Source organism: Enterobacter sp. MGH 37 (assembly GCF_000534515.1).
In the GTDB taxonomy this organism is placed as follows: domain Bacteria; phylum Pseudomonadota; class Gammaproteobacteria; order Enterobacterales; family Enterobacteriaceae; genus Enterobacter; species Enterobacter kobei.
Window position 1 is genome coordinate 1,128,543 of the sequence record NZ_KI973205.1, and the last position, 15,294, is coordinate 1,143,836.

At 51.5% G+C, this 15,294-nt stretch carries 31 protein-coding genes; 22 read left to right on the forward strand and 9 right to left on the reverse strand.

Annotated features, from left to right (window positions below; genetic code table 11):
• Positions 1-123 precede the first annotated feature (123 nt).
• The 7 genes from L383_RS18280 to L383_RS18255 form a co-directional block, all read right to left on the reverse strand.
• Positions 124-330, reverse strand: coding sequence for a cell division protein FtsZ (locus L383_RS18280; RefSeq protein WP_001752704.1), 207 nt, complete (start codon positions 328-330; stop codon positions 124-126).
• Positions 327-485 carry a hypothetical protein gene (locus L383_RS26075; RefSeq protein WP_023330205.1) on the reverse strand — a complete coding sequence of 53 codons (159 nt, stop codon included), beginning with the start codon at positions 483-485 and terminating at the stop codon, positions 327-329. The genes L383_RS18280 and L383_RS26075 overlap by 4 nt, the downstream gene beginning before the upstream one ends.
• Positions 482-730, reverse strand: a complete 249-nt coding sequence (locus L383_RS18270) for a DUF7446 family protein (protein ID WP_022651079.1) — start codon at positions 728-730, stop codon at positions 482-484. Before L383_RS18270 ends, L383_RS26075 begins: the two co-directional genes overlap by 4 nt.
• A 140-nt stretch (positions 731-870) precedes the next feature.
• Positions 871-1,023: a hypothetical protein gene (locus L383_RS25840; RefSeq protein WP_023330206.1), complete on the reverse strand. Its 153-nt coding sequence runs from the start codon at positions 1,021-1,023 to the stop codon at positions 871-873.
• A 59-nt stretch (positions 1,024-1,082) separates the two neighbouring features.
• Positions 1,083-1,271, reverse strand: a complete 189-nt coding sequence (locus L383_RS18265; RefSeq protein ID WP_023330207.1) for a hypothetical protein — start codon at positions 1,269-1,271, stop codon at positions 1,083-1,085.
• Positions 1,272-1,881: 610 nt separating this feature from the next.
• Positions 1,882-2,571, reverse strand: a complete 690-nt coding sequence (locus L383_RS18260) for a hypothetical protein (RefSeq protein ID WP_023330208.1) — start codon at positions 2,569-2,571, stop codon at positions 1,882-1,884.
• Positions 2,572-2,585: 14 nt separating this feature from the next.
• Positions 2,586-3,290 (reverse strand): XRE family transcriptional regulator, encoded by a 705-nt coding sequence (locus L383_RS18255; RefSeq protein WP_032628895.1) that lies wholly within the window; start codon positions 3,288-3,290, stop codon positions 2,586-2,588.
• A gap of 110 nt (positions 3,291-3,400) precedes the next feature.
• Here L383_RS18255 and L383_RS18250 point away from each other — a divergent pair, with 110 nt between their 5' ends.
• The 21 genes from L383_RS18250 (at position 3,401) to L383_RS25855 (ending at position 14,020) form a co-directional block, all read left to right on the forward strand.
• Positions 3,401-3,628, forward strand: a complete 228-nt coding sequence (locus L383_RS18250; RefSeq protein ID WP_016042179.1) for a transcriptional regulator — start codon at positions 3,401-3,403, stop codon at positions 3,626-3,628.
• 29 nt (positions 3,629-3,657) lie between these two features.
• Positions 3,658-4,200, forward strand: coding sequence for a toxin YdaT domain-containing protein (locus L383_RS18245; RefSeq protein ID WP_023330210.1), 543 nt, complete (start codon positions 3,658-3,660; stop codon positions 4,198-4,200).
• An 85-nt stretch (positions 4,201-4,285) separates the two neighbouring features.
• Complete coding sequence (locus L383_RS24525; RefSeq protein WP_023330211.1) at positions 4,286-4,978, forward strand: GIY-YIG nuclease family protein; 693 nt, start codon at positions 4,286-4,288, stop codon at positions 4,976-4,978.
• A complete protein-coding gene (locus tag L383_RS18240; RefSeq protein ID WP_023330212.1) occupies positions 4,978-5,841 on the forward strand; it encodes a hypothetical protein in 864 nt (287 codons plus the stop codon). The genes L383_RS24525 and L383_RS18240 overlap by 1 nt, the downstream gene beginning before the upstream one ends.
• Positions 5,838-6,527, forward strand: a complete 690-nt coding sequence (locus L383_RS18235; RefSeq protein ID WP_023330213.1) for a replication protein P — start codon at positions 5,838-5,840, stop codon at positions 6,525-6,527. Before L383_RS18240 ends, L383_RS18235 begins: the two co-directional genes overlap by 4 nt.
• 1 nt (position 6,528) lies before the next feature.
• Complete coding sequence (locus L383_RS18230) at positions 6,529-6,873, forward strand: winged helix-turn-helix transcriptional regulator (protein ID WP_023330214.1); 345 nt, start codon at positions 6,529-6,531, stop codon at positions 6,871-6,873.
• Complete coding sequence (locus tag L383_RS18225) at positions 6,870-7,067, forward strand: hypothetical protein (protein WP_016066205.1); 198 nt, start codon at positions 6,870-6,872, stop codon at positions 7,065-7,067. The genes L383_RS18230 and L383_RS18225 overlap by 4 nt, the downstream gene beginning before the upstream one ends.
• Positions 7,064-7,573 (forward strand): ead/Ea22-like family protein, encoded by a 510-nt coding sequence (locus L383_RS26280; protein WP_023330215.1) that lies wholly within the window; start codon positions 7,064-7,066, stop codon positions 7,571-7,573. Before L383_RS18225 ends, L383_RS26280 begins: the two co-directional genes overlap by 4 nt.
• Before the next feature lie 2 nt (positions 7,574-7,575).
• Positions 7,576-7,941 carry a hypothetical protein gene (locus tag L383_RS18220; protein WP_023330216.1) on the forward strand — a complete coding sequence of 122 codons (366 nt, stop codon included), beginning with the start codon at positions 7,576-7,578 and terminating at the stop codon, positions 7,939-7,941.
• 3 nt (positions 7,942-7,944) lie between these two features.
• Positions 7,945-8,859 (forward strand): hypothetical protein, encoded by a 915-nt coding sequence (locus tag L383_RS26085; protein ID WP_023330217.1) that lies wholly within the window; start codon positions 7,945-7,947, stop codon positions 8,857-8,859.
• A 246-nt stretch (positions 8,860-9,105) separates the two neighbouring features.
• The gene (locus tag L383_RS18215; RefSeq protein ID WP_023330218.1) at positions 9,106-9,543 is read left to right on the forward strand and encodes a recombination protein NinB; all 438 of its coding nucleotides are present in this window, start codon (positions 9,106-9,108) and stop codon (positions 9,541-9,543) included.
• On the forward strand, positions 9,543-9,713 hold the full coding sequence (locus L383_RS18210; protein WP_023330219.1) for a NinE family protein: 171 nt from the start codon (positions 9,543-9,545) through the stop codon (positions 9,711-9,713). Before L383_RS18215 ends, L383_RS18210 begins: the two co-directional genes overlap by 1 nt.
• Positions 9,706-9,996 carry a DUF1364 domain-containing protein gene (locus tag L383_RS18205; protein WP_014170199.1) on the forward strand — a complete coding sequence of 97 codons (291 nt, stop codon included), beginning with the start codon at positions 9,706-9,708 and terminating at the stop codon, positions 9,994-9,996. The genes L383_RS18210 and L383_RS18205 overlap by 8 nt, the downstream gene beginning before the upstream one ends.
• On the forward strand, positions 9,993-10,355 hold the full coding sequence (gene rusA, locus L383_RS18200) for a crossover junction endodeoxyribonuclease RusA (protein WP_023330220.1): 363 nt from the start codon (positions 9,993-9,995) through the stop codon (positions 10,353-10,355). Before L383_RS18205 ends, rusA begins: the two co-directional genes overlap by 4 nt.
• Positions 10,352-10,468 carry a hypothetical protein gene (locus L383_RS26285; protein WP_023330221.1) on the forward strand — a complete coding sequence of 39 codons (117 nt, stop codon included), beginning with the start codon at positions 10,352-10,354 and terminating at the stop codon, positions 10,466-10,468. The genes rusA and L383_RS26285 overlap by 4 nt, the downstream gene beginning before the upstream one ends.
• Positions 10,468-11,277 (forward strand): antitermination protein Q, encoded by an 810-nt coding sequence (locus L383_RS18195; protein ID WP_023330676.1) that lies wholly within the window; start codon positions 10,468-10,470, stop codon positions 11,275-11,277. The genes L383_RS26285 and L383_RS18195 overlap by 1 nt, the downstream gene beginning before the upstream one ends.
• A gap of 365 nt (positions 11,278-11,642) precedes the next feature.
• The gene (locus L383_RS18190) at positions 11,643-11,948 is read left to right on the forward strand and encodes a phage holin family protein (RefSeq protein WP_129318762.1); all 306 of its coding nucleotides are present in this window, start codon (positions 11,643-11,645) and stop codon (positions 11,946-11,948) included.
• A complete protein-coding gene (locus tag L383_RS18185; protein WP_023330224.1) occupies positions 11,935-12,375 on the forward strand; it encodes a lysozyme in 441 nt (146 codons plus the stop codon). Before L383_RS18190 ends, L383_RS18185 begins: the two co-directional genes overlap by 14 nt.
• Positions 12,372-12,845 (forward strand): lysis protein, encoded by a 474-nt coding sequence (locus L383_RS25640; RefSeq protein ID WP_023330225.1) that lies wholly within the window; start codon positions 12,372-12,374, stop codon positions 12,843-12,845. Before L383_RS18185 ends, L383_RS25640 begins: the two co-directional genes overlap by 4 nt.
• 189 nt (positions 12,846-13,034) lie before the next feature.
• The gene (locus L383_RS18175) at positions 13,035-13,721 is read left to right on the forward strand and encodes a Rha family transcriptional regulator (protein WP_006811069.1); all 687 of its coding nucleotides are present in this window, start codon (positions 13,035-13,037) and stop codon (positions 13,719-13,721) included.
• 137 nt (positions 13,722-13,858) lie between these two features.
• Positions 13,859-14,020 carry a hypothetical protein gene (locus L383_RS25855; protein WP_023303625.1) on the forward strand — a complete coding sequence of 54 codons (162 nt, stop codon included), beginning with the start codon at positions 13,859-13,861 and terminating at the stop codon, positions 14,018-14,020.
• Here L383_RS25855 and L383_RS18170 read toward each other — a convergent pair.
• Positions 14,003-14,467 (reverse strand): retropepsin-like aspartic protease, encoded by a 465-nt coding sequence (locus tag L383_RS18170; protein ID WP_023330226.1) that lies wholly within the window; start codon positions 14,465-14,467, stop codon positions 14,003-14,005. The two genes, L383_RS25855 and L383_RS18170, sit on opposite strands and share 18 nt — an antisense overlap.
• Before the next feature lie 217 nt (positions 14,468-14,684).
• Here L383_RS18170 and L383_RS18165 point away from each other — a divergent pair, with 217 nt between their 5' ends.
• A complete protein-coding gene (locus L383_RS18165; RefSeq protein WP_023330227.1) occupies positions 14,685-14,900 on the forward strand; it encodes a hypothetical protein in 216 nt (71 codons plus the stop codon).
• A 57-nt stretch (positions 14,901-14,957) separates the two neighbouring features.
• On the opposite strand, the gene L383_RS18160 is transcribed toward L383_RS18165, so the two are convergent.
• Positions 14,958-15,293: a hypothetical protein gene (locus L383_RS18160; RefSeq protein WP_023330228.1), complete on the reverse strand. Its 336-nt coding sequence runs from the start codon at positions 15,291-15,293 to the stop codon at positions 14,958-14,960.
• Between the last annotated feature and the right edge of the window lies 1 nt (position 15,294).

Sequence of the window (15,294 nt, forward strand, 5' to 3'; positions counted from 1 at the left end):
TGGCAAACTTGCCAGACGTTCAGAGGTTAATCGCTCATAAGGTTGCATAAAGACTCCTTAAAAAGTGCGTGCGAAGGCCGCCCGCAAAAAGCCAGGCCGATCGGTTGAATAGGGTGGTTAATATCAGTGAACCATCGGCTCGCCGCGCTCATTCAGCAGCACAACGACGGAATCACTTTTGATGATGGTTTTTTCGAAGATGTTGAAGGCGTACAGGCCTTTCTCAACGTTCGCAGAGGCGCGATAAGTTTTGCCGTGGTGTTGCAGCATTGTGCCCGGTAAAACCTCGCTACGTGGCACTGATGCGGTGCCGTAGTGCATTCCAATCATACCTTCACCTCAACCTGTTCCAGGAGGCCAGCGATATGCATCTGCCAGCGGTTCAGCACCAGTTTTTCCCGCGGTGCCGATACCGACGTCAGCTGCCACTCGTTATCGTTGAGCTTTTTGGCGGTGTACTGCTTGCCGTTGTGGGTGACTGTCATGATGCCTCCCGCTTTTCTTTGATGTCGGCGCGGAGGTGAATCTCTTTCCCATCAGCTGTCGGGAATATCAGGATGTCATCACGAACCGCGAGAAGATGGGCCACTGCAAATAGCGCCTCATCTGTGACATCAAATTTCTCACCGGTGAACTCGCGAACGCCGGGCGCCAATTTGCTCGGCTTTGAACGACCCGCGAAAATTCGCTTCGTCAGGCCTGAAAAACCTACTGTGATTGGGTTGCTCATAAATCCTCTTGGCCTTATCGCGGCGAACGGAACGGTTAATACAAGACTTCTGCGCTAATGGGCGGTGGATGGCCGCCAGTTGTCATAACTAAGCCGCCTCGGTGAAGCGACTGAGGTATGAAAAAACCCGCCGTAGCGGGTTATTCTTGCTGACTAACAATTTCAATTTTCACGTTGAATCCTGGGTAGTCCCGAGCGGAGTCTAAATCCTCAAGGATTGCGCTGTGCAATTCGCCAGTCGACAAATTCGACTCTTCAAGCTCAGCAACTGTTACCCTTACAACAATCTCCATACCATTACCCTCTGTCGTTACCCGCTGACGGGCGTAAAAAAAGGCCGCCACTGGCAGCTTTAATCAATTTCTTCAACCGTGATTTTGCAAACGATGGCGTACCGCTTCACCGGGTCACCATCTGCGTCCTCTGGGCGTGCATATGAATCGCGTGTCATCAGATAACTAATGATGTCGCTAACCTCTGACATGTCGGGGCGCTTCGTAAACAGAGCATCAGCACCAATAATTGCGATTGTCTCTTTCATACTTCACCTCATGTGATTTGCCCGCTGACGCGGAAGAAATGCTTTGGCGATTGGATGGCCGGCGCTGATCTCCGGCTTACTGGTTAGAGCGCCCGCACTACCAGTGACGCTGTCTTGAGGCGCAGATTGGTTACTGCTTGCCATGAGCGCTGTGAATACATCGGTCGAGCATCAGCCTGCTCATTCATCCAATCCCAAAACATTCCCTGTATTGGTCAGCGCCAACTCTCTGCCAGTGTTGCCCGTTCTCACGCCGTTCTCGCTCTCGCGCGGGGATACTCTCTCACCGACCGGATCGCACCCGGTGATACAGCACGTTTACGTGTAGGGGTCATAACAGGTCATTGACGCTGTAAATCTGCATGTTGTTAAAAAGCAGGCGACTTGCTGTCCGCCGCTGGCTAACTTCGCTCAGCTGTCGATGTTTCGTTTCGATGAGTTAAAGATAACCTTAGTTATGGGTGATGGCAATAACCTAATTTATAATTATCATCACATAAGTTATAATCTACTGATAACTAAATGAATTTATTTTTGTAAAAAATGTGGCGGGGGGGGATTCCTGGCAATAAAAAACCCCGCAATGCGGGGCTTTCAATCAAGGTGGGGTTTAGAAATAACCACTGTCTTTGCAGACGGATAGCGTTGACAGGGTCTCGGCATCATCTCCGCCCATACCAATAAAGCCAGCGTGAGGTTTGCCATTGTTGATAAGCATGACCATGAAAGGAGTGTTTCCAGCATAGCCGCCATATGAGTTTTTGGAATTAACCAGGCCGCAGTAAGCGCCTTTCCCGTTGCTCACAAACTTAGAGTGCTTGAATCTGGCACTTTCTGGATCCTTCAATTGGTCTTTCACTGCTGCCTCAACAGCATTTATCTCCTGCTTCGTGAGAGACCTATATTTCCAGGCAGTTGCCGGTTTTTCGTTATCTGAATTGTTCGGCGATGGACTAACATCAATGCAGTTGGCCCATTGCTCAGTAATTCGAGCAATTCGGTCAGAGATAGCGAAATCAGTTTTAGAAAGGCTTGCCGCGAACACTTTTGTCTTGTCGTCAAGAAAAAGCATTCCATTTTTTTGTTCACTGATTATTGGTGAAATGATCACACCACCATTTGGACGTGTGGCTTTAAAGGATTTTCCATCAAATTCGACATTGCCTTTTCCGCCTGGAATCATTGGAGCATTAGCTCCATTACTGATGTCCGACTTAGCGTAATCGCAGCTCAGGGTGCTAGAGCCGATTGCGTTCGTAGTTAAAGCCAGTAAAGATAATGCTATTAGTTCTAATTTCATCCCTTCCCTCTTGATTACCAGATAGTAGATGTCCAGAACATGCGACCAATAATCTCTACACTCTCGATATCCGCTTCTTCATCAGGGTACTCTTCACTGTTGAAGCTGCGAATCACGATGCGGGTAGGACTCACACGATAAATGGATTTTAGCCTTTTCCATCCGTCCTGGCTTATTGCATAAACCTTGCCATCAACGATTTTTTTGTCGTTCGTGTTGATAGCGACCGTCGTCCCTTCCGGGATCATGGGCTCCATGCTATTTCCTGATGCCGGGAAGCACAGCACGCTATCTTTCTGGGCTCCCACCTTACGAAGGGTAGACTTCGCAAAACGAAGTTTGAATCCGTTATAGTCATCTTCCAAGCAGGAACCATCACCACACGCAAGTTCTATGTCTTTCAGATATGGCACTTCGACCTCGTCATCTGGCAGATCTGTTTTGCTATCCCAAGCGTCAACTTTACCCCATTCCGATTCTGGTGGGATAGCGGAGTCCTTGCGTCCTTCGTCCTTCATTGAGCCTATGCCCGAACTGAGCCATTCCGGACGCACGTTCAATGCATGAGCAAGCTCAACCATCTTACGGCTGCCTGTGGTTTTGCCTGATGTCATTTTCTGAATTGCAGGTTGAGATATGCCGACTTTCTCAGCCAGCTGCCCTTGGGATATGCCTGCGGCGCTCATAGCCGCGTTAAGTCGATCTGCGAATGTTTTCATAGCGCCAATATATAACTCAGGTTATGCAGAGTAAAATAACAAAGGTTATGGACAATACCCATAACTTGGGTTATCTTTTCATTAATCCAGTAATCGGATAGGTAAAATCCATGAACAAAGTTATTCAACGAGCTTTAGAAATCGTTGGCAGCCAGAAGCGACTCGCGGATATTTGCGGCGTTAGCCAGCCAGCGGTTCACAAGTGGCTTAACGGTGGTTCCGTGTCTCCGGAAAAAGTAACAGCCATCGTAAACGCTACTGGTGGCGAGATTAAGGCACACGAAATTCGACCTGATCTTCCCGACCTGTTTCCACACCCAGAAAACCATGCCGCTTAACGGCGGCCCTAACCACGAAAGGGAAAGCAATGCATTCACTTGCGTATCAACACAATACCGGAATACACCCGGGAGCGGTGATAAACCGCGCTCAAGCTAAGGCGGTGCCAGACCACGAAAAGATCCGCGATGCGGTCCGGGCATGGTCGTCGGCGCTGGACAATCAGGACGTCGTTTCTGCGCTGATCATCAACGAATACCGGGAGCAGGGCGGGACCGCTATCAGCTTCCCGGAAGACATCAGCAGGGCGCGCCAGAAACTTTTTCGCTTTCTGGATAACCGTTTCGACTCTGAGCAGTACCGCGAAAACGTCCGCCAGCTGACACCCGCAATCATGGCCGTTCTGCCTCTGGAGTATCGCCATCGACTTCTTCCCGAGGACAGTTTCATGTCCCGCTTAGCTCGACTTGAGAAGGAAACGAGCGAGGCGAAAGTGGCCGTTGCGATGAACGCTCCGCGTCACCAGAAGCTCAAGGAACTCAGTGAGGGGATTGTAGAGATGTTCCGTGTCGACCCGGACCTGACCGCGCCGCTGATGGCCATGGTCACTTCAATGCTGGGGGTTATGTGAGAGGCACCAGAAAAGAAAAAGCCCTTGAAGCGGTCACTTCAAAGGCCTTCCAAACACTGTGTTACGCCAAGTAACGGGAGTAATTATGGCAGAGAAATTGATGCATAACACGATGTTTTTGCCGCTCAGCCTGGAGAAAGAGAAGGTTAAGCATCTTGATCTTCCTGGCGGTCTCAGATCTCAAGGGTGGATTTACGCGCTCAAAAATCCATACATGCCGGGAATCTTCAAAATTGGAATGACAGTAAATGAGCCTGAAATGCGTGCTGCTCAGATTTCACAGGGCACTGGCATACCGGCGCCATTTGAAGTCCATAGCGCCTACTTTTCCGATAACCCGAGAGGCCATGAACAGGAGTTTCATCAATACCTGTCCAACTGCCGAATCAATCCTAGTCGTGAGTTTTTCAGATGTACTGAAGAAGAAATCGCTGAAGCAGCTGATGCAATCGGTTTAATCAGCCGTAGCGCCACGATAGAGGAACTTGCTGATTCTTATGACGTTATTTGCATTGAGCAGAGCGAACCTTTCTCTTTGCAAGAACTGTTTGACGATCTCGATATATCAGTTTTTGGCTGCCAGTACGCGGCGACAAAAAGATTGGTAGAAATTGGAAGGGAATACCTGCACCTCGTCAATAGGGGTGGTTGCTCGTTAGCGTTTATGGATGGGAGGGGAATACCTGTCGTCCGTGAGTACATTCAACATCGCGAAGCATACATTGCATCCCAAGAAGCTGCGGGTGTGTATGGTCCGCAGAAACCAGGAGGATTTTGATGGCTCGCTCACGAAACATCAAGCCAGGATTTTTCACGAACGACGAGCTTGCAGAATGTCAGCCACTGGCTCGCATTCTCTTCGCTGGTCTGTGGACTATTGCCGATAAAGAGGGTCGCCTGGATGACCGCCCTAAGAAAATTAAAGCCATGGTGCTGCCGTTCGATGATGTCGATTGTGATGCTTTATTGCAGCAGCTGCATCAGCATAAATTCATCAATCGTTACCAGGTGAAAGGCGATTCATACATTCAAGTTTCTAACTGGAAAAAACACCAGAACCCGCACTGCAAAGAAGCGGCAAGTGAGATACCAGAACCGTCTCAGAACCAAAATGGCACCGAACAAGAACAGTGCAATTCAGATGCAAAAGAGGAAAAGGAAGAAGAGGGAAAGCCTCAAGTCATTGAAAATAACGAAGCACAAGAAAAGCACGGTGCTAGTAAGGTGCAAGAACAGGTTAAGAACAGTTTAAATCCTGCTGATTCCCTTAACCTGATTCCTGATTCCCCTATCCCTGATCCTGATTCCTTGGTTAACACCCAAGCCGCTTACGCGTCTTGCGAAGAGGCCAATGCGGATATTCATGAGATATCGAGTCGGTACGCATTCGAGGGCCAAATCGTTCGGCTGAACCACAAGGACTATCAAGCATGGTTAAACCTGTACCCGCTGATAGACCTGAATTACGAACTTCAGAAGCTGGATATCGAGTTCACGCATGAGAAGCCAAAAAATTGGTTTATCACTGCCAGCCAGAAGCTGAGTTATCAGAACAAGCAAGCGGCAGTACGCGGCAAACCAGCCGCCAAGCCGGATCTGGACTTCAACAACACTGACTGGGCTTATGAGGTGATTCGATGAAATCTCTTGCAGAGCAGATGCGTAACCATGACCGCGAGCAGATGAGCCGCATGGCCCATAACCTGCCTGAGCAATATCAAGAGCGCGCGCCAGTCGAGCAGGTGGCTCAGGTATTCAACAAGCTGTTCAACGAGCTGCGCGCCGCGTTCCCGGCCAGTATGGCGAACTTCCGCACCCAGGAAGACCTGAACGAATTCCGCCGTCAGTGGCTGCTGGCGTTTCAGGAGAACGGGATCCACACCATGGCTCAGGTCGATGCCGGCATGCGTGTAGCTCGCCGCCAGGAGCGTCCATTCCTGCCGTCTCCGGGCCAGTTCGTCGCCTGGTGCAAACAGAGCGGCGGCGCGCTGGGTATCACCGTTGACCAGGTGATCACCGAATACTGGGACTGGCGTAATCGTTCGTTCGAGTTCACTTCCAGTGAGCAATTCCCCTGGTCGCAGCCGGTCATGTACCACATCTGCGTTGAACTGCGCCACCGCAGCACAGAGCGCCAGTTGACTCATGGTGAACTGGCACGCGAGGCGGGTGATCTGCTGGACATGTGGGAGAAGCGCGTCACCGAGGGTAAGCCAGTTCCGCCGGTACGCCGGGCGATTGCAGCACCGGCTGCCGAGCACGGGCCGACGCCGATCCAGCTGCTGCTGGCGAAGTACAACCGCAACAAGTCGAACGGGATGGTGTGAGATGACCATAACAATCCGTGAGCAGGTGCTGGCAGCCCTGCGCAATAACCCAGGACTGAACAACGCAAAACTGGCAGGGCTTATCGGCATGGACACCAAAAAGATATCGGGAACGGTGAGCACGCTGCTGGCCGACGGCCTGATTAGCTGCGAAGGAAAATACGGCCAGCGCCTTTACAGCCTGACCAGTTACGGCATGCGCTTCGCCCCTGACACGATACCGGGTATGAGGCAGGGCAAGTCGAAGTTAATTCAGCGGACGGACACAAACGTGATCTGCCAGGAGTGCCGCAACAGCGCGGCGATGAGAAGGGTATTGATGGTTTGGGGGAGGGTAGGGGTATGAAAATCGAAGATATCAAAAACGTTGCGGTGTTCTTCAATATGAACGGCAAGACAGTAGCGTTACGAATGGATGCTGAGCAGAAGCGGATCGTCGCATTAATGGCGCTTAACACGGCTGATGCTCGGGCAGAACTGATTGAAGTGCCGCACATGACTTTACCAGCAGACCCAGCCATGGAGGAGGCCGCCCAATGAGCAACATCGACAAACGCGCATTACGTGAAGCGGCGGCGAACGCAAAAATCGCTGGAGAGGCGCCAGTTATGCCGTTCGACCAGCGAATCACTGCACTGAACGACTTTCTGAAACATTGTACCCCTGAAACCGTGCTGGTGCTGCTGGATGAGATTGCTGAACTTGAGCAACGACATTGCGGAACAGCATTGCTTGAGCGAGAAGAAATGCACACCAAAACTCTGGGTAGGATGTTGGATGAGCTGGAAGCCAAGGACTCAACCATAGCCACTCAGCAGCAGGAAATACGAACTCTTCTTAATGCGTTAGAGCAAGCATCAGAGAAGAGAAATTCTGGCCTTCCTGACCAGAAGCGAATTATTGGTTGGCGAGCATCAGACTACACCGACGAGACATCTGACCCTGAGTTGGCTAAGAACTGGGCTGCAGCCATTGGTGTGCTGCCTATTTTTGAAGGCGACGTGAATACCAAGCTAAGCGCCGCCGCAGCCGCTAAAGGAGAGTGAGCATGGAACGTGAATATTTCATTCTGAGTACCGCACATACCCAGCGTGGCGACCCGTATATCACGCTGTGGGCAGCAGACAATAGCGGATATCGGTGCAGATGCCACACGGCAGGGCGTTATGCTGAAAGCCATGTGCTATCCAACCTCGGCTACTACAACAACGGCGTTCAGACTGTGGCGGTTCCGTGCGATGTCGCCGAGCAATTGTCTCACTCGGTCGCTAAAGGCTTCTTTGACGATAACGATGGTCGCTGGCTTCGTAATAACGCAGCGACCTGGAAAGAAATGCTGAAGCATGTCATTGCCGCGCCTAAGCACGTTCCGGCACCAGAATATCGCGGAGCACCGCGCAAGGTTGAGGGCTAACCCATGAGCACTATTACCAGAGAGTTCACCAAAGAGCAGTTACAGCAAATCGAAGCAGCAGCGAAAGAAGTCCTGTGGCCTGTCGTGTGGTCGGAAAAGAAAGCGCGAGAGCACTTCAGTGAAAAAATAACTCCCAAAGTGGTACTGAAGCTGGCGCGTATCGCGCTGGCATCGCTCGAAGCGGAGGCTGTTGGCGAGGTAGTCCTCGGTGAGTTTGACGATTGTGGATGCCACCCGGATGCAAGGGTGGAGTGCATAGCCGCTGATGGTCAGGCTGGCTGGGAGAATTTCAAAGATGGCACTCGGTTATACACCGCCCCTACAGTGCCGGTATCTGTGCCTGATGCGATGGAAATGGATGATGACTTTGACAGCGCGTTTGAACACGGAAAAGCTGTCGGCTGGAACGCCTATCGCGCAGCCATGCTTCAGGGTGCCAATGGCACCCTCACCAATGAGGGTACCATAACAGCCACGCAGTTTAAGCCGGTAGCAGACCTGTACGGCTTAACCTCACCAACTGGCGGTGAAACATCGTTCACTTTCGACGCTGTTGAAGCTCGCGATTTTATTGATGGCGGGTGGTCATGTCAGGAGTATGTGGAGCTTGGACGCTTTCAGGAGGCTGTGAGCGGCAACTCTCCGGTGATTCCGGGTTGCTCATGCCTAACCTGCCGCCCATTGACTTTTAGTGATAGCCGCTTTGTCGTCTGCCCTGAATGCGGCAACAAACGCTGCCCGCACGCCAATGACCACCGTAATGCATGCACCGGAAGTAATGAGCCAGGGCAGGAAGGTAGTGCGTATCCAGCAGCGCCGCAGCAGGAGGTAGAAAGCCAAATCAGGAAGGGTAAGACTGTGGCCATGGAAGAGTGGGAACTGGGGGCGAGGTTAACTAAGCATAGATTCAAACCATAGCTACCATACAAGCGAAATGGGAATCCCCATATCGACAGCCAGGGCCTCTCCGGAGGCCTTTTTCTCGCGTTGATTTTGTTGAATCAACCGTCCATAATCATGTCATCGGAGCCTGAACAACTCCGGTGACTTCTGCGCATTTAAGGGGACTTAAATGCGACCACAATCTGAACTCCTCACCTTGTCACAGATGCAGAAATGCACCTGCGATTTTCTTCATTCTGCGTTACCTCTCGGAGGTGGCGTATGAAACAGCCTGTTTTCTACCTCCGCGACGAACGCGTTCGCGATAACCTCATCGACTACATCAGGAAGCTGCCCGTTAACGACGCTCTGCCGCTCGTGGTGAAGTTTTCTGAGGCTGACCGCACTCTCGCCCAAAACGACCTCTTCCACGCTCTCTGTGGCGATACAGCGAAGCAATTGCAATGGGCTGGCAAGTCACGCGACCTCGCTTCATGGAAAGTCCTGTATGTCTCAGGCCATGCCATTGCCACCGGTAAGCCTGGTGAAGTGGTGCCGGGTCTGGAAGGGGAGTTCTGCGCCATCCGGGAAAGCACTGCGAAGATGGGCATCCGTCGCATGACCAGTCTCATCGAATACAGCCAGGCATTTGCTATGCAAAACGGCGTGCAACTCCGTGAAGTTCGCTACTCAGGTGATTACTTCGGGAGGGTTGCGTAATGGCTAGCCCTCTCGCACGCGTCATCACAAACGAAATCTTCCGCGTTCCGGCGCGCCGCCAGCGCAAGCCCGCGGTTAAGCCCTCCGACATCCCGACACTGAAAGACTACACATCCGACCTGGTCGATAAGAAATGGCTGCGTCTCGCGGCGAGGAGGGCGCATGGCTAATTTATGCAAAGCCGCACGCGGCCGCGAATGTCAGGTGCGTATCCCGGGCGTATGCAATGGAAACCCTGAAACCTCAGTACTGGCCCACATCCGAATTGCTGGCCTCTGCGGTACCGGAATCAAGCCGCCAGACCTGATCGCCACCATCGCATGCAGCAGTTGCCACGACGAGATTGATCGCCGCACCCGCTTGGTCGATGCGGAATATGCAAAGGAGTGCGCGCTGGAGGGCATGGCCCGCACACAGGTTATCTGGCTGAAAGAGGGGCTCGTAAAAGCATGAATGAATATCGCATCAGCCTCCCGTGGCCGCCGAGCAACAACCGCTACTACCGGCATAACCGCGGGCGCACGCACATCAGCACAGAGGGGCAGGCGTACCGCGACAGTGTCGCCAGAATCATCAAAGACTCAATGCTGGATATCGGCCTAGCTACACCCGTGAAAATACGTATTGAGTGCCATATGCCGGATCGCCGCCGCCGCGACCTGGACAATCTGCAAAAGGCCGCGTTCGACGCCCTGACGAAATCCGGGTTCTGGCTCGATGACCAGCAGGTCGACTACTACAGCGTGAAGAGGATGCCAATCGTGAAAGGCGGCAGGCTTGAACTGACCATCACCGAACTGGAGGTCGAATGAACCACACAGACTTCCTGCGGTACCAGGCAGAAAGCGTTAAGCGCGCCAACCTACCGCCAGTAGCAAAGCACAGCCAGACCAAAACCAACCAGCCACAGAAGGAAGCCGCATAATGAACCTCGAATCAATCGCTAAATACTTTGCGCCTAAATCACCGATGTTCAGTGACTCTCCTCACGCAACCGCATCAGACAGTCTCACCGGCACTGACGTTATGGCGGCGCTTGGCCTTGCTGGCCACAAGTGCGGGTTTGGTTTCGATCTTTACCTCTCGAAAATCGGCATTAGCAGCCCAGATATAGCACTGGAGAGACTCTATGAGCAGGCACGTAAGTTATCAGGTAAATTCAGAGCACTGTCTGAACTCGATGAATCAGCTCGGTCAGGCGTGCTTAAGGTTCTCTGCGCTTTTGCATACCAGGATTATTCAAGAAGTGCTGCCAGCACTCGAAAATGTGATTGCTGTGATGGTGGCGGATTTACAGAGGCGCAAGTGTTTACCAACAAGGTCTCATACCCATGGGGGAAACCGCCTTACTGGTCGAAAATGTCGCGTGCCGTTCGCCCAAGCGACTGGGAGAGCTGGACACAGGCGCGTGAGGTGGTGCGAGTTAAATGCAAGCCGTGTAACGGAAAAGGCGTTATCAGCAATTCGTGTCGCTGCCATGGCAAAGGTAAGGTGCTGGACAAGGCAGAAAGCGATCGCCAGGGCGTTCCGGTGATGAAAGCCTGTGACCGCTGCGGTGGAAGAGGTTACGCCAGACTGAAGTTCTCAACGGTGATAGAGGGAATTAATACTGTTGCGGAGATAAAGAAAACGGCGGCTTATGACCAACTTCAGCCGCTCTTTGAGGAACTTGTCGCCGAATGCCATAAGCAGGAGTCTATGGCTGATGCCATTCTCTCAAAAGTAACGAGATGAAAATAATTTTCTCTGATATTGAAAATATATAGGAAATAGGTATTGCATTTCGCGGAAAAACTGGATAGATTCATCTCTAACGCTGGGAATCCGTTCAGTCGTTCCGAAGCCAAAAAAATTCAAGCCCGAGGTTAGCGCCTTGGGCTTTTTTATTTGCGGTACGCCGCACACCGAACCCACTACCTGGGACCCTTCGGCCAGAGAGCCGGCATTGCCTTACCCTCATCTTCCTGGCTATTCGCCAGGTTTTTTATTCCAGGCTCCGGGAACCATCATCGACACGCCTACTTGTTAAATCGTCCCGAGGGCCTGATCCCTTACTACAAACAGCACCCCGTTCTTTCGGAGGTGATATGGCTAAACGTATGCAAGATAAAGAAAGCATTGCCGGAGTGTCATGGCTGATTGTCCTTGCTCTGTCATGCTGGGGCGGCCTGGTCCGATACCTTATTGACGTGAAGCAGAACAAAGCCGCCTGGAGCTGGGTCAATGCGCTGGCGCAAATTGCAGTGTCCGGCTTTACCGGTCTTATTGGTGGCCTAATCAGCGTTGAAAGCGGGCTTAGCCTTTACATGATCCTGGTTACTTCTGGTATCAGCGGGGCGATGGGGTCCGTGGCACTGACGTACTTCTGGGAACGTCTGACGGGGATGAAGAATGCAAACCAGTGATAAAGGCATTGCCCTGATCAAGCAGTTCGAAGGCTGCAAGCTCACCGCGTATCAGGACAGCGTCGGAGTGTGGACGATCGGCTATGGCTGGACCAAGCCTGTCGACGGCAAACCGATCCGAGCCGGGATGACGATTAAGCAGGAAACTGCAGAACGCCTGCTGAAGACCGGGCTGGTCAGCTATGAAAACGACGTGTCCCGCCTGGTCAAAGTTGACCTGACTCAGGGGCAATTCGATGCTCTGGTGTCGTTCACTTACAACCTCGGCGCCCGGTCACTGTCGACATCGACCCTTCTGCGAAAACTCAACGCCGGTGATTACGCTGGCGCTGCCGATGAGTTCCTGCGCTGGAATAAAGCTGGTGGTAAAGTCCTGAATGGGCTCACCCGTCGCCGGGAGGCAGAGCGGGCTCTGTTCCTGTCATGATTGGCGATATGGTCAAACGTTACTGGTTGCAGCTGCTGGTGGTGGCGTTAATCGGCGTGCTGGCGTTCTTCGTAAACCGGTACCGCGACAACGCCATCACCTACAAAGACCAGCGCGACAAAGCCACCAAGAGTCTCCGCCTGGCGAACGCCACCATCAAAGACATGCAGGTGCGTCAGCGCGATGTTGCTGCGCTGGATACCAAATACACGAAGGAATTGTCCGATGCGAAAAAAACCATTAACGATTTGCGTCGGGATGTCGATTCTGGCGCTAAACGGCTGCGCATCGCCGCAACCTGCCCTGGAGTGCCAAAAGCCACCTCCTCCACCGGCGTGGATGATGCAGGAGCCCCCGAACTTACTCCAGACGCTCGACGGAATTATTTCGATCACCGGGACGGAATCGCAACCGCTGACAAGATGATTCGCGGCATGCAGGACTACATCAAAGAGCAGTGTCTTAAATGATTCGTTACCCAAATAACAGAGCCTGACTTCGGTCGGGCTTTTTTATGCCCGCAGTAAACCGCGCATCGCAGCGCATAACAATCCCGAGTCTTTCAGAAAGCTGAGCCTGAGAACTGCCGTATATGGTGGCGACCATCTCGGGGCGGCTTTTCTGTGCGAACAGGCTCATCTTTCTAAAGGAACATCGCCATGCAATTAGTTGAAATCAAGAAGCTCGACCTGGTCACCAACTCGGCAGTGATCGCCAGTGGTGTCATGAAGGATCACAAGCCAGTGATTCAACTCATCAGGAAGTACAAAAGCGACCTCGAAGAGTTCGGAAGGGTGGAATTTGAAATGCGACCCTTTCAAACCGATGGAGGCATGCAGAAGCAGGAAATAGCACTGCTAAACGAACAGCAAACCACGCTGTTGATCACCTACATGCGAAACAATGAAGTTGTGCGTGAATTCAAAAAGCGCTTGGTATATGAATTCTTCACTATGCGCAGCGCGCTGGCGAAGAAGAAGATGGATCGCAACTCGGCGCGTCTGGAGTACAAGCCTATGACCGATGCCATCAAGCATGAGCGTGAGGCGCAGGGTAAGCAGATCGCCCCGCATCACTTCAGCAACGAAGCTGACCTGATTAACCGACTGGCGCTGGGCATGACGGCGGCCAAGTTCCGCGTGCATCACGAAATCGGGAAGAAAGAGCCGATCCGCGATTACCTGACGCCGGAACAAATTCACTGCATCACCGAGCTACAGCGCGCCAACACGGTATTCATCAGCATGGGGTGGGACTTCGAACAACGCAAAGAAGTGCTGCGCGGCATGTTCGAGCGTAATCACCGCCAGCCACTTATCGAAGAGCAGCACCGCTTGGCCGCATAACCACAAATCTGTGGTTTTTGAGAGCCACTTTCACAACGGCTTTCCATTACAAAGCTCACCTGCTGGTGGGCTTGATAATGGTATGTATTGTCTTCGGGAAGGCTTTGTAGATGTTAAGCGATTATTAAGAGGCAATCATGACTTTAGCTGAACGTGTAAAGAGAATTGAGAGCGAATTAAAAGATATTAAATCGCAACTCAATTCTGGTACCGATTCTAGGAAAACAGCAAAAGCAATGCCCTTATCCAGTCTTGCAAAAGAGGGAGGTATCCCTGGGGGGTTAGTTAAAAAATGTTAACTCAAATACTTGATTGGAAAAATCCATCGTAAGGGCGCCCATTTTAATTAGTTGCATTCCGAAAACGACTTGGAATTTTCTCCCGTTACTTACCAATGGTACTGAAGTCAATTCTGTTGAAAAAACTCTTTCGTCTTCAGTGAACGATATTACCGCGTGCCGAACTGTAGTTTCTATAGTTGAGGTGGCTCCGCTTACAGTTGTTTTTTCCGCGACTGGGAGTTTTAAATTGTCAGCAAAGTCTGAATCCACATAGCAAAGATCTGCTCCGGTATCTATAAGTGCGTAGGCACCAGCCTTCAATCCATTTGGTTTATAAACGTTTATATCTTTTGGGCTACTTGGCCATATTGTCAATGGAACTACGGGAATTGCATGCTCCGTGGGGGTATCTGATACCGATCCATCAATAGGGGAAATAAATTTGATTTTTACTTTGGTGATCATCCTTATTCCTTCGAAGAGTTATTCAGCCATCCCTCTGCGCATATGTGCGCCAGTGTCCCACCACTGACGGGCTGAATGCTTACCTTACCCAGGGTTAATGACAAGTAACACCCTGATATTCAAACAGTAGCCGCCATCGTGCGGTTTTTTATTGCCATCACCATGGGTAGGCTCATCGTAATGGCAATACCCTAACAAACGGATAAAGAGGCTCTCAATGTCCGACATCTACCAAATCACGCTAACCACCCAAACAGGCGAAACCTTCACGGGCAAGATGTCACGACGTCAGCCTGAGCTGGTGAACGGCTTTGTGCCGCTGGCGACCGAGACGGGCGAGTGGCTTTACTTCGCTCCTGACGACGTGAAGCGCGTGCAGTTCACGCCAGTACCGACAGAGCAGACCGAACAGTTAGACGAAATTGCAGGTTAGCCAAAACAAAGGCGACCACACCAATAGATCAGGCCGCCGATTAAAAATGTTTATGAATTACTCGCGCTGAATTCTTTCCCATTCAGCCTTGTAATGCTCCTTTTCGTCGACGCATGAAGGGCATAGCAGCCCTCCATAATACATTTCATTTTCAATAGCACCTTCGAGATCGTCACCCTCAAGTATGACTTGGCAGTCGTTATGATGTCCTCCAGGGTTGGTAACTCCATCACATTTCTCGGTTAAGAAAGGTTCTAAAACTGCCTGTTGCTTCGCGGTTAAGCTGTCGAATCCATTATCAACTGCTCTTTGGGCTAATCCTGGAACCATCGTATTTTGATTATGAAAACGATCATGTTTTAGCATCGCATCAAGAAGTGATTCTGTAGACATT